The organism is Azospirillum doebereinerae, assembly GCF_003989665.1.
In the GTDB taxonomy this organism is placed as follows: Bacteria; Pseudomonadota; Alphaproteobacteria; order Azospirillales; family Azospirillaceae; genus Azospirillum; species Azospirillum doebereinerae.
In genome coordinates this window covers 1-11,391 of the sequence record NZ_RZIJ01000014.1, presented here as the reverse complement: position 1 = coordinate 11,391, position 11,391 = coordinate 1, and the positions used below count along the sequence as shown (strand labels likewise).

At 69.7% G+C, this 11,391-nt stretch carries 13 protein-coding genes; 9 read left to right on the top strand and 4 right to left on the bottom strand.

Annotated features, from left to right (window positions below; all coding sequences use genetic code 11):
• Positions 1 to 3 precede the first annotated feature (3 nt).
• Positions 4 to 207 carry a hypothetical protein gene (locus tag EJ913_RS17480; protein WP_127000177.1) on the bottom strand — a complete coding sequence of 68 codons (204 nt, stop codon included), beginning with the start codon at positions 205 to 207 and terminating at the stop codon, positions 4 to 6.
• A 290-nt stretch (positions 208 to 497) separates the two neighbouring features.
• On the opposite strand from EJ913_RS17480, the gene EJ913_RS17475 reads away from it, so the two are divergent.
• On the top strand, positions 498 to 2,030 hold the full coding sequence (locus EJ913_RS17475; RefSeq protein ID WP_238520238.1) for a hypothetical protein: 1,533 nt from the start codon (positions 498 to 500) through the stop codon (positions 2,028 to 2,030).
• Positions 2,031 to 2,034: 4 nt separating this feature from the next.
• Here EJ913_RS17475 and EJ913_RS17470 read toward each other — a convergent pair whose 3' ends face one another.
• The gene (locus EJ913_RS17470) at positions 2,035 to 2,628 is read right to left on the bottom strand and encodes a hypothetical protein (protein WP_127000173.1); all 594 of its coding nucleotides are present in this window, start codon (positions 2,626 to 2,628) and stop codon (positions 2,035 to 2,037) included.
• Positions 2,625 to 3,968 (bottom strand): flagellar protein export ATPase FliI, encoded by a 1,344-nt coding sequence (gene fliI / locus EJ913_RS17465; protein ID WP_127000171.1) that lies wholly within the window; start codon positions 3,966 to 3,968, stop codon positions 2,625 to 2,627. The genes EJ913_RS17470 and fliI overlap by 4 nt, the downstream gene beginning before the upstream one ends.
• A gap of 123 nt (positions 3,969 to 4,091) precedes the next feature.
• Between fliI and EJ913_RS17460 the strand changes: the two genes are divergently transcribed.
• From EJ913_RS17460 to flhB, 8 genes are all read left to right on the top strand, one after another.
• Positions 4,092 to 4,484: a flagellar biosynthesis protein FlgG gene (locus tag EJ913_RS17460; protein WP_127000169.1), complete on the top strand. Its 393-nt coding sequence runs from the start codon at positions 4,092 to 4,094 to the stop codon at positions 4,482 to 4,484.
• A gap of 29 nt (positions 4,485 to 4,513) precedes the next feature.
• A complete protein-coding gene (gene flgC, locus EJ913_RS17455) occupies positions 4,514 to 4,933 on the top strand; it encodes a flagellar basal body rod protein FlgC (RefSeq protein ID WP_127000167.1) in 420 nt (139 codons plus the stop codon).
• An 11-nt stretch (positions 4,934 to 4,944) separates the two neighbouring features.
• Positions 4,945 to 5,310 (top strand): flagellar hook-basal body complex protein FliE, encoded by a 366-nt coding sequence (gene fliE / locus EJ913_RS17450; RefSeq protein ID WP_127000165.1) that lies wholly within the window; start codon positions 4,945 to 4,947, stop codon positions 5,308 to 5,310.
• Between the two features lie 12 nt (positions 5,311 to 5,322).
• A complete protein-coding gene (gene fliQ / locus EJ913_RS17445; RefSeq protein ID WP_127000163.1) occupies positions 5,323 to 5,589 on the top strand; it encodes a flagellar biosynthesis protein FliQ in 267 nt (88 codons plus the stop codon).
• 94 nt (positions 5,590 to 5,683) lie between these two features.
• Positions 5,684 to 6,466: a lysozyme family protein gene (locus tag EJ913_RS17440; protein ID WP_238520235.1), complete on the top strand. Its 783-nt coding sequence runs from the start codon at positions 5,684 to 5,686 to the stop codon at positions 6,464 to 6,466.
• Between the two features lie 90 nt (positions 6,467 to 6,556).
• Positions 6,557 to 8,650, top strand: a complete 2,094-nt coding sequence (flhA, locus tag EJ913_RS17435; RefSeq protein WP_127000161.1) for a flagellar biosynthesis protein FlhA — start codon at positions 6,557 to 6,559, stop codon at positions 8,648 to 8,650.
• Between the two features lie 5 nt (positions 8,651 to 8,655).
• On the top strand, positions 8,656 to 9,414 hold the full coding sequence (locus EJ913_RS17430) for a flagellar biosynthetic protein FliR (RefSeq protein ID WP_127000159.1): 759 nt from the start codon (positions 8,656 to 8,658) through the stop codon (positions 9,412 to 9,414).
• Positions 9,415 to 9,424: 10 nt separating this feature from the next.
• Positions 9,425 to 10,510 carry a flagellar biosynthesis protein FlhB gene (flhB, locus tag EJ913_RS17425; protein WP_127000157.1) on the top strand — a complete coding sequence of 362 codons (1,086 nt, stop codon included), beginning with the start codon at positions 9,425 to 9,427 and terminating at the stop codon, positions 10,508 to 10,510.
• A 7-nt stretch (positions 10,511 to 10,517) separates the two neighbouring features.
• On the opposite strand, the gene pflA is transcribed toward flhB, so the two are convergent.
• Positions 10,518 to 11,315, bottom strand: a complete 798-nt coding sequence (pflA, locus tag EJ913_RS17420; protein WP_127000155.1) for a pyruvate formate-lyase-activating protein — start codon at positions 11,313 to 11,315, stop codon at positions 10,518 to 10,520.
• Positions 11,316 to 11,391 lie beyond the last annotated feature (76 nt).

Below are 11,391 nucleotides of genomic sequence, written 5' to 3'. Positions count from 1 at the left end.
TGGTCAGTAGGCGCCGAGCGAGCGGGCGAGCCGGCAGAACTCTTCGGCCAGCCAGCCTTCCTTCTGGATCAGATGCGTCATCAGGCGCTTCAGCGCGGCCTCGTGGGCCGCGGATTTGCTCTCGTCCGACAGGGCGTCGACCGACGACAGTCGGGCGATGAGCGCGTCGATCGCGTCTTCGGCCTCGCGTGGAACGGTGTCGGTCATGGCCGTTTGGAAACCTGGGCTGTGGCTTGGAGGGAGGGAACATGCCCTTCGTGGGGTGCACGGGCGGTGCGTCGCGTCGGGGATGATGAAGCCGCAGCCTCACCCTGTGAAGATGAAAATTAGCACTTAAATGTAATAAATTTATACGATATTTGATGCAAAATTTGCTGGGGACCCGTGGCCGGACAGGTTCAGGACCGAGGGAGCGACAGATTGCGTCACACGATATCGGTAGCCATATCGGTCACTTCTAATTAAAATGAGCGACGAAACCAGCGCCAATGGAAGCCATGGTGGGCGGTCCCCCGAGCCCCGTCTTCACGCCCAGCCTTTCCCCCGATCCGGCCGACAGCCTGGACAGGGTGCGCGCGATTCTGGCTCCGCTCGACCGGGCGCAGAAGTCCGAACTCTTCGAACTGGTCCGCGCCGGCCATCTGGAAAACGCCCAGATGACGACCGAGGTCGGGCGTCTGATCGTCGCCATGCTGAACGGACCGCGCACGGAGCACGCGCGCCGCGTCTGGACCGGCTGGTTCGATCCCGTGTTGCTGCGCACCGACGCGCTGATCCTGGCCGAAGCGCGGCTTCCCGCCTGCCTGCACGTCCTCGACGCCGGGGCATGGTGGTTCGCCCTGCTGCCGCATCTGGGCGACCTGCCGGGGCAGGTGCAGACCGACATCGCGCAACGGGCCAGCGAGCGGCCGCTGGACGTCGTGCTGGGATCGTCGGCCGCCGGCCATTGGGCGGAGGAGCTGCGGGTCCGTTCGCTGGCCGTGCTGCGCCGACGCAGCGGGCTGGGCGCGCTGCTGGCCGCCGCCAACGCCGAGCGTGACGCGCTGCTGCGCAAGCGCGGCATCCGAGGGGCGCTGCCGCTGACCTTCGGCGATCTGGCGACGCTGGATTCGATGCTGGAGCACGCGCCGCTATGGAAGGCGGCGGCCCGCCCGCGCGACAACGCTTCGGCCGTCCGTCTCGTTTCCGGCATGGTGGAGCGCAGCGGTCTGCCGGACGGCGGGCTGCTCTACGCGCTGACGCAGCTCAACGCCTCGCGTGACGCCGACCAGGCGCTCGCCTTCCACACGCTCTTCCCCAGCTCTCCCGTGTTGGAGTCCTCGATCGGGCATCTGCAATTCGCGTGGCAGGCTCTGCGGCAGAAGCTGGAGGACATTCATCTCGGCCGTTCCGCGCCGCCGCAACTGACCGCCGGCGAGACGGCGGAACGCCTGCTGGAGCGCGCCTTCCGCTGGTACGACGCCTTGCAGGGGCTGGGCATCGGGCGCGGCGACCGCAACTGGGCGCTGGTGTCGATGGCGGTGGGGCGGGTGACCGGGCTGGTCGAGGCGGAGGTGATCCCGGCGATCAACCACCGGCTGCTGACGCTCAGCCTGTCGGCTTCCCCGGTGGTGCTGACGGAGCGGGTGCGCTTCATCAACCGCTTCAACCAGGGTCTGGCGCGCCGGGGCATCGCGACGTCCCCCAGCCCCTGGAGCGCCGCCGTCGGCGAGCACATCGCCGGGCTGTTCCGTCAGGTCGCGGCCGACGAACATGAGGACGCCTTGCCGTCGCTGGCCCGTCTGTGCGAACTGGCGGAGGAGGTCGGCCATCCCGTCGAGGTGACGGTGATCGACAAGACGCTGCTGGCCATCGTCGAAGCCGCCCTGCGCGAGGGGCGCGAGCTGGACGCCGGGGAAAGCCGCCTGATCGAGCGGGTGGTCGCGGTCTCGACGGAGGAGCGCCGCAAATGCCGCTGGTGGGTGTCGGACGAGTTGGTCAGCCTGCTCGACGCGGCGCAGCAACGCGGCATCGGGGCCGCGCCGGGCTGACACCTCACAGCCGGTGGGCGCCGTCGGCCTCCGTCGCCTGGAGCGAATAGAGCTTCGCCAGCAGTTGCGGGGCCGGCCGCTCCTCCGGACGGAGAGTGGCGGCGACTTCCGCCTCATGGACCGCCACCGTCTTCCGTTTCAACGCCTCGGCCATCGACGCGGCGGAGGGCAGGGCGGCATGGCTGACGTCTCCGTCCTCCTTCATCCAGGGCAGCGCCGTGTTGGCCGTCGCGGTGCCGGCGCCGGGCGGCGTCTCCTCCCCGCCGATCTCGTCGACCAGCGATTCCAGGTGGCCGAGCACGCTGTCGCCGGTGACCTCCTCGAACAGCGCCATGGCGGCGCTGCCGATCAGCCCGGCCGGGCCGCCGAACAGGAAGCCGCCGGCCAGCCGCGCCGGGATCGAGATGCTGTCGCCGGTCGCCTCGCGGTAGACCGACGATACCACCGGCAGCTGTTGCAGCGGGTTCACCACGTCGAGCAGATCCTCGAAGCCGACGCTCATCCTGTCGGCCAGCGTTTCGGCGGGCTCGGCCTTCGCCGCGACCTTCGCTTGGACGGGCGACAGGGCCTGGGCGGCCAGCTTGGTGTTGACGCTCATGTCCGGTCTCCGAGGTTGGCAAGAAGCGCGTCGAGCTGCGCGAAGGTGGCGGGGCTGGAGGAGCGGTCGTCCTTGCCCTGGCGCAGGAAGGCGTCCAGCCGGGGGTGCAGGTCGATGGCGGCGTCGGTGTCGGGATCGGTCCCGCGCTTGTAGGCGCCGAGCCGGATCATCTCGGCCATGTTGTCGTGGATCGCGGCCAGCGCGCGGGCGCGGCCGACCACGCGGTTCTCGGCCGCGCTGTGGCAGCCGGGCAGAGTGCGCGACACGCTGCGCAGCAGGTTGACCGCCGGATAGCGCCCCTGTTCGGCGATGCGGCGGTCGAGCACCAGATGCCCGTCGAGGATGCCGCGCACCGCGTCGGCGATCGGCTCGTCGTGGTCGTCGCCGTCGACCAGAACGGTGAAGATCGCGGTGATGTCGCCGCCGCCGCTCCCCTCCGGGCCGGGGCCGGCGCGCTCCAGCAGGCGGGGCAACTCGGCGAAGACGCTGGGCGGGTAGCTCTTGGAGGTCGGCGGCTCCCCCGCGGCCAGCCCGATCTCGCGCTGGGCCATGGCGAAGCGGGTCACGCTGTCCATCAGGCACAGGACATGAAGTCCCTGGTCGCGCAGTTCCTCCGCCACCGTCAGGGTGAGGAGGGCGGCCTGACGGCGCATCAGCGGCGGCTCGTCGGAGGTGGCGACGATCACGACGGAGCGGGCCAGCCCCTCAGGTCCCAGATCGTCCTGGATGAACTCGCGCACCTCGCGGCCGCGCTCGCCGACCAGACCGATGACGATGGCGTCGGCCTCGGCGTGGCGGGCGAACATCGACAGCAGGGTCGACTTGCCGACGCCCGATCCGGCGAAGACGCCCAGCCGCTGGCCCCGGCACAACGGCACGAAGCTGTCGATCACCCGGATGCCGGTGTCGAGCTTCGCCCCGACCCGGCGTCGCCCGCAGGCCGCCGGGGGCGGCTGGCGCAGCGGGCGGGCGTGCTCGCCGTTGCGCAAGGGACCCTGGCCGTCGATGGGCTGGCCCAGCGCGTCCACGACCCGGCCGAGCCAGCCGGCCCCCGGCCGCAGGGTGAAGGCGGTGTCGTCGGTGACCGCCGCGCAGCCCTCCGCCACGCCGTCGAGGTTGTCGAACGCCATCAGCAGCGAGCGCCCGTTGCGGAAGCCGATGGTCTCGCACAGCACGCGCCCGCCGCGCACCGTCTCCGCGTGGCATTTGTCGCCGACCGACAGCACGCGCTGAAGCCCGTCGACCTCCAGCGTCATCCCGGCGGCCGAGCGGATCTCGCCCCGCCACGTCAGGGTCGGCAGCCGTTCGATCTCCGCCGACAAGGTCGCTAAGGCCCGCATGCGCGGTGTCTCCGTCCATCCTCGATGCGGTCACCGTAGCGCGGGGAATTTAAATCCGGTTTTAAACGGCCGGGTTCACCTTGCCCCTGTCTTCGAAAGAGGACGCGGTGGAACGGGGTCGTCATGGATTTGAGCAAAATCGGTTTCTTTCAACTGGCCGGCACGCGCCTCGATTACTTGGCGCAGCGGCAGAAGCTGATCGCCGAGAACGTCGTGAACGCCAACACGCCCGACTACGTGGCGCGCGACCTGAAACCGTTCGACGCGGTCCTGAACGACGTCCGGCCGGTCGAGGCCGCGCGCACCTCCGCCTTCCACCTCACCGGCGGCAAACCGGCCACCGCCTTCCGCGAGGCCGGCAGGGAAGGGCTGTGGGAGACCACCCCATCGGGCAACGCCGTGTCGTTGGAGCAGGAGATGAGCAAGGGCAGTGACAACCGCGACGCCTTCGCCCTGACCACCAGCCTGTTCCAGCGCAACGTGCAGATGCTGCGCATGGCGTGGCGCAACGGCTGACCCGGATCGCATCGATAAGGACGACCGCCATGATGAACGACGCCCTGGGCGCGACCCTGAAGATCGCCGGCGCGGGCCTCCAGGCCCAGTCGACCCGGCTGCGGGTGGTCGCCGAGAATCTCGCCAACGCCGATTCCACCGCGACCGAGAAGGGCGGCGACCCCTACCGCCGCAAGACCGTGTCCTTCGACACCGCGATGGACCGCGCCGTGGGGGTGGAGGTCGTGCGGGTCAAGCAGATCGGCCGCGACCGCAGCGACTTCCAACTCGCCTACGACCCCTCCCATCCGGCCGCCGACGACAAGGGCTACGTCAAGCGCCCGAACGTCCAGCCGCTGATCGAGATGATGGACATGCGCGAGGCCGGTCGGTCCTTCGAGGCCAGCATGAACGTCATCGAACAGTCGCGCGCGATGATGAATCGCGTCGTCGACCTGCTGCGCAGCTGAGGAAACGTCCCATGATCGACATGCCCATCGGCCGCGTCGCCGCCGCCTACGCCGCCAACCGCGGCGCCGGGCCGCTCGCCCCCGGCCTGGCCGAGAGCCAGAAGGCGGCGTCGGCGACGGCCGGGCTGTTCGGCGCCGACGCGACGACCGCCACCGCCGAGACCGATTTCGGCAATGTCCTCGACAAATCCATCGCCCAGGCGGTCGATACGCTGAAGGACAGCGAGCGCGTGTCGATGTCCGCCGTCGCCGGCAAGGCCAGCGCGCAGGAGGTCGTCCGCTCGGTGCTGGCCGCCGAGATGACGGTCCAGAGCGTGGTCGCCATCCGCGACAAGATGGTCCAGGCCTATCAGGAGATCATGCGGATCGCCGTGTGAGGGAGACGCGCCATGAATCAGGCCGACGTGCTGGAGGTGCTGCGCAGCGGCATCTGGACGACGCTGATCATCGCCGCCCCGCCGCTGATCGTCGCGGTGGTGGTCGGCGTCGCCATCTCACTGGTCCAGGCGCTGACCCAGGTGCAGGAGATGACCCTGACCTTCGTGCCCAAGATCGTCGCCATCCTGCTCGTCACGGTGCTGTCGCTGCCCTTCATGTACGGGGCGCTCGCCACCTACGCGGAACGGCTGACCGATCTCATCGTCGCCATCGAGTAGGGCCATGCGTGCCCACGGCCAGAATTTTCTCGTCGAGACAGAGCCCCTCTCCCCTTGGGGGAGAAGGGGATTCAAGTGGCGCACCGCTTCTCTCATGACGCTCGTCATAGCGCTGGGCGTGGCGGTCTTGGCCACCGGAACCGCCCGCGCCACGGCGCCGTCGCAGATCGGGACCTGGAGCACAGCGCTCTACGCCCCCCCCAAGGCGCCGACCCCGCCGCCGGAACGCGCGCGCGGCCCCCTGCCGCCGGAAGCCCAGTGCATCGCCGCCATCCTCGACGCGGAGCGCGCGGCCGGCATCGCCGACCATCTGCTGCTGGCGATCGGCTTCACCGAATCCGGCCGGCGCACCGAGGACCGGCTGTTCACCGCGTGGCCCTGGACCGTCAACACCGAGGGACGCTCCCATTACTTCCCCACCCGCGAGGCCGCCATCGCCTTCGTGCGGGACGCGCAGGCGCGCGGGGTGCGTTCCATCGACGTCGGCTGCCTTCAGGTGAATCTGAAATGGCACCCGGACGCCTTCCCTGACCTCGACACCGCCTTCGACCCGGTCGCCAACGCGCGCTACGCCGCCGGCTTCCTCAACGCCCTGCGCCGCGACCACGGATCGCTGGAGACCGCCATCGCCCGCTACCACTCCGCCCAGTCGGAGCGCGGCGAGGCGTACCGGCAGCGGGTGTCGGGCAATCTGCGCTGGGTCGCCGGGGCGCTGGGCTATCTGGAGACGCTGGCCGCCGGTCCGAAGGCCGTGGCGGTCGCCGGCAGCCGGGCGGCGCCGGTCTGGACCAAGGCGGAGCGCGGCCATCTCGCCTTCCTGTCCGGCCTGTTCGCCGACGGCCCCGCCCGCCCGCTGCTGCCGGACGGCCAGCGTTGAGCGTAAATCCGGGTTTTACCGCGCCGGTCTACGCTTCGGCCCCATGACGCCTTCTCGTGCCGGCCCCTTTTCGCAACGCCTCGGGACACCATGACCTTAACGGATCACGTCCGCAGCCGGTTCGGCATTCTCGGCGACATCGGTCTGGCGAACCGCGACGTGCTGTTCGCGGTCTCCATCCTGCTGGTGCTGGCGGTGCTGTTCCTGCCGGTGCCGTCCTGGTTCCTCGATCTCGGACTGGCGTTGTCCTTCTCGGTCAGCGTGCTGATCCTGATGGTGTCGCTGTGGATCCCGCGCCCGCTGGACTTCTCGTCCTTCCCGACGGTGCTGCTGGTCGTCACCATGATGCGGCTGGCGCTGAACATCGCGTCGACCCGCCTGATCCTGAGCGACGGCCACAACGGCCACGGCGCCGCCGGCCATGTGATCCAGGGCTTCAGCCAGTTCGTCATGGGCGGCAACTTCGTCATCGGCGTGGTGATCTTCTGCATCCTGGTCATCATCAACTTCGTCGTCATCACCAAGGGCGCCACCCGCATCGCCGAGGTCGGGGCCCGCTTCACGCTCGACGCCATCCCCGGCAAGCAGATGGCGATCGACGCCGACCTGTCCGCCGGCATGATCGACGACACCGAAGCCCGCCGCCGCCGCAAGGAGCTGGAGGACGAAAGCACCTTCTACGGCGCGATGGACGGCGCGTCGAAATTCGTGCGCGGCGACGCGGTGGCCGGCTTGGTCATCACCGTGATCAACGTGCTGGGCGGCATGGCCATCGGCATCGCGCAGAAGGGCATGAGCTTCGAGCACGCCGCCGGGGTCTACACCACGCTGACGGTGGGCGACGGGCTGGCGACGCAGATCCCGGCGCTGGTCGTGTCGCTCGCCGCCGGCCTGCTGGTGACCAAGGGCGGCAACGTCGGCTCGGCGGAAAAGGCGGTCATCGCCCAGATGGGCGCCTACCCCAAGGCGCTGATGGTCGCGTCGGGGCTGCTCGGCGCGTTGGCGCTGACGCCGGGGCTGCCGATGGCGCCGTTCCTGATCATCGGGCTGGGCTTCGCGGCGCTCGGCTGGTACGCGCCGCGCCGCAAGGCCCGCGCCGCCGCGCTCGCCAAGCTGGAGGAAAGCCGCAAGCCCCAGGCCGCCGCGCCCGAGGAGCCGGTCGAGGAGATGCTCAAGGTCGACGACGTGAAGGTCGAGGTCGGCAACCATCTGGTGCCGCTGATCCTCAACAAGAACGGCCCGCTGACCAGCAAGGTGAAGACGCTGCGCAAGCGCTTCGCCACCGAGTTCGGCTTCGTCCTGCCCTCGGTCCGCATCAAGGATTCGAGCTTCCTGGCACCCAAGAGCTACGTCATCAGCGTGATGGGCGTCGAGGCGGCCAAGGGGGAGGTGCGGCCCAAGCACCTGCTCGCCATCGACCCGACCGGCGGCGAGGTGGCGGAGATCCCCGGCGAGGCGACGCGCGAGCCGACCTTCGGCCTGCACGCCAAATGGATCGACCCGGCCCGTCACGAGGAGGCGGTCGCCAAGGGCTACACCGTGGTCGATCCGGAAAGCGTCATCACCACCCATCTGACCGAGGTCATCAAGGACCATCTGTCGACGCTGCTGACCTTCGGCGCGCTCCAGAAGCTGATCGAGGGGCTGGGGCGCGAGTACCAGAAGCTCGTCACCGACATGGTGCCGAGCCAGATCTCGCTGGTGGTGGTGCAGCGGGTGCTCCAGGCGCTGCTGGCCGAGCGGGTGTCGATCCGCAACCTGCCCACCATCGTCGAGGCCATCGCCGAGGCGGTCGGCTGGACCCGTCACATCACGCTGATCACCGAGCACGTACGGACCCGGCTGGGGCCGCAGATCTGCCAAGGGCTGGCCGGGCCGGACGGCTTCGTGCCGGTGATCGCCCTGACGCCGCGCTGGGAGCAGGCGCTGCTGGAGAACATCGTGGTCGAGGGCGACGACCGCCGCTTCGTCATGCCGCCGAGCCAGGTGCAGGAGTTCCTGACGGCGGTGCGGCTGAAGATCCAGAAGCACGCCACCCCCCAGGTCTGGCCGGCCCTGCTGGTCGGGGCGGAGGTGCGGCCCTTCGTGCGCTCGCTGCTGGAGCGCGTCAGCCCGATGACTCCGGTGCTGAGCCACGCCGAGCTGCACCGCAAGGCGGCGCTCAAGACCATCGATCAGGTGTGAGGGCCATGGACCCGCTGACCAACCTGCTGACGCTGGAGATCTACCGGGGCTTCCTCGTGCTGGTGCGGGTGGCCGCCGCCATCGGGTTCCTGCCGGGCTTCGGCGAGAACGCCGTTCCGGTGCGCATCCGGGCGGCGCTCGCGCTGATCGTCGCGCTGGTCCTGCTGCCCGGTGTCGAGGGGTTGCCCGACCGGATGCCGGAGGAGCCGGCCGAAATGCTGCGCGTCTTCGCCGGGGAGAGTCTGGTCGGCGCGTGGCTGGGGATCGGGGCGAAGCTTTTCATGGCGGCGCTGCAGACGACGGGTGCGTTGGCGGCGCAGGCCATCGGGCTCAGCAACCCCTTCTCGCTCGACGCCGCCGGGTTCGAGGGCGGGTCGGTGCTGTCGGGGGTGCTGCTGATCGGCGGGCTGGCGCTGATGTTCGCCTCGGACGTGCATTATCTGATGATCGGGGCGCTCGCGCGGTCCTACGGCTCCTGGCCGGTCGGGGAGTTTCCGGAGATCGGGCCGCTGGTCGGGCGCTTCGCGCAGCTGCTCGCCACGACCTTCCGGCTGGCGGTCGGGCTGGCGGCGCCCTTCCTCCTCTACGGGCTGGTGTTCAACGTCGCGCTGGGGCTGGTCAACCGGGTGATGCCGGCGATGCCGGTCTATTTCATCGGCACGCCGATCCTGCTGGTGGCCGGGCTGGGGCTGTTCCTGATGACGGTCGGGGCCATGCTGACCGGCTTCGTCGCGGCGCTCGGCGGCTGGCTGTCGGGATCGTGAGGGGCGGACCATGGCCGAAGACCAGGACGATTCGCAGAAGACCGAGGAGCCGACCGAGAAACGTCTGCGCGAGGCCGAGGAGAAGGGCGACGTTCCCCGCGCCCGCGACATCGGCCTGCTGGCGGGGATGGTCGCGGCCTGGATGATCGTGCTGATGGCGGCGCCGGGCGCGGCGGGGCGGCTGTCGGAGCTGCTGCTGCCGCTGATCGAGAATCCGGACGATTTCCGGCTCGACGGCAGCGCGGTGGACGTGGTGCACGGGCTGCATTGGCTGATCCTGGGGGTCGGCGCGGCGCTGCTGCCGGTGCTGGGCATCCTGGCGACGGGGGTGGTGGCGTCGGCGCTGGGGCAGGGGCGGTTCCTGTTCGCGGGCGAGCGCATCCGGCCCAAGCTGTCGAATCTGTCGCCGGCCTCGGGGTGGAAACGGATCGTCTCGCGGCAGGCCTTCGTCGAGTTTCTCAAGAGTCTGGTCAAGCTGGTCATCATCAGCGCCGCGGCGTGGCACGCCCTGGCGCCCTACATCGCATGGACGGAGGATACTGTGGGCATGGACGTCGCCGGCTTGCCCGTGCTGCTGCGGGACGTGACCTTGCGGCTGCTGCTGGCCGTCCTGCTGGCGACCGTCCTGATGGCGGCGGTCGACGTGCTGTGGAACCGCCTGGAATGGCGCAAGCGCCTGCGCATGAGCTTCCAGGAGATCAAGGACGAGCACAAGCAGATCGAGGGCGATCCCAACGTCAAGGCCAAGCTGAGGGAAATCCGCCGCCAGCGCTCCAAGCACCGGATGATGGCGAACGTCCCGCGCGCCACCGTGGTCATCACCAACCCGACCCATTTCGCGGTGGCGCTGGAATACGACCGGGGGCGGATGGCGGCGCCGGTCTGCCTGGCCAAGGGGGCCGACCTGATCGCGCTGCGGATCCGCGCGCTCGCGCAGGAGCACGGGGTTCCCATCGTCGAGAACCCGCCGCTCGCCCGCGCCCTGCACGCCAGCGCGGAGGTCGACGCGACCATCCCGCTCCAGCATTACCAAGCGGTGGCCGAGGTCATCACCTATGTGCTGAAGCTGAAGGGCGGGCTGGCGCGGCGGGGGTGAGGAGAGGTTACGGCGTGTTCAGCCCGGCGGCGCGGAAGAGGTCGCGGACCTGGGCGGTGAAGGCCGGGTCGGGCGGCTCCGTGCCGGACAGCCGGTAGGGGCGGCCGAGCGCTTGCCATTTGTGCTCGCCCATCTTGTGGAAGGGCAGCACGTCCACCCGCTGGACGTTGCCGAGGCCGGCGGCGAACTCGGCCAGCCCGGCGATCTCGTCGAGGTTGTCGGTCAGGCCGGGGACGAGGACGTAGCGCAGCCAGATCGGCTTGTTCATCCCCGCCAGCCGCTCCGCGAATTCCAGCGTCGGGCGCAGCGGGCTGCCGGTGACCTCGCGGTAGGTGCTTTCCTTGAAGGCCTTGATGTCGAGCAGCACCAGATCGACGTCGGCCAGCAGGTAGTCGTCGGCGTGATTGCCGAGAAAGCCCGAGGTGTCCAGCGCGGTGTGCAGGCCCAGCTCCTTGCAGCCGCGCAGGATCGCCGCGCAGAATTCCGGCTGGACCAGCGGTTCCCCGCCGCTGAGCGTCACGCCGCCATGGCCGCGGCGCAGGAAGCCGGCGGTCGATTCGATGTCGGCCAGCACCTCGGCCACGTCGGTGCGGGTGCCGTCGTGCATGTGCTGGGTGTCGGGGTTGTGGCAGTACTGGCAGCGCAGTGGGCAGCCCGCGAGGAACAGCACGTAGCGGATGCCCGGCCCGTCGACGGTGCCCCCGGTCTCGACCGAATGGACCCAGCCGGAAACGGCGGGAGCCCGGCGGGCTCCTCCCGAGGGAAGGGCCGCGCCGGAGCGGTTGAAGGCGTCAATGCTTGTCATGGAACGTGCGGCTGATGACGTCGAGCTGCTGCTCGCGCGTCAGCTTGATGAAGTTCACCGCGTAGCCCGACACCCG

Coding starts and splice junctions, on each gene's coding strand:
- EJ913_RS17480 (WP_127000177.1), bottom strand. CDS start 207: ATGACCGACACCGTTCCACGCGAGGCCGAAGACGCGATCGACGCGCTC.
- EJ913_RS17475 (WP_238520238.1), top strand. CDS start 498: ATGGTGGGCGGTCCCCCGAGCCCCGTCTTCACGCCCAGCCTTTCCCCC.
- EJ913_RS17470 (WP_127000173.1), bottom strand. CDS start 2,628: ATGAGCGTCAACACCAAGCTGGCCGCCCAGGCCCTGTCGCCCGTCCAA.
- fliI (WP_127000171.1), bottom strand. CDS start 3,968: ATGCGGGCCTTAGCGACCTTGTCGGCGGAGATCGAACGGCTGCCGACC.
- EJ913_RS17460 (WP_127000169.1), top strand. CDS start 4,092: ATGGATTTGAGCAAAATCGGTTTCTTTCAACTGGCCGGCACGCGCCTC.
- flgC (WP_127000167.1), top strand. CDS start 4,514: ATGATGAACGACGCCCTGGGCGCGACCCTGAAGATCGCCGGCGCGGGC.
- fliE (WP_127000165.1), top strand. CDS start 4,945: ATGATCGACATGCCCATCGGCCGCGTCGCCGCCGCCTACGCCGCCAAC.
- fliQ (WP_127000163.1), top strand. CDS start 5,323: ATGAATCAGGCCGACGTGCTGGAGGTGCTGCGCAGCGGCATCTGGACG.
- EJ913_RS17440 (WP_238520235.1), top strand. CDS start 5,684: ATGACGCTCGTCATAGCGCTGGGCGTGGCGGTCTTGGCCACCGGAACC.
- flhA (WP_127000161.1), top strand. CDS start 6,557: ATGACCTTAACGGATCACGTCCGCAGCCGGTTCGGCATTCTCGGCGAC.
- EJ913_RS17430 (WP_127000159.1), top strand. CDS start 8,656: ATGGACCCGCTGACCAACCTGCTGACGCTGGAGATCTACCGGGGCTTC.
- flhB (WP_127000157.1), top strand. CDS start 9,425: ATGGCCGAAGACCAGGACGATTCGCAGAAGACCGAGGAGCCGACCGAG.
- pflA (WP_127000155.1), bottom strand. CDS start 11,315: ATGACAAGCATTGACGCCTTCAACCGCTCCGGCGCGGCCCTTCCCTCG.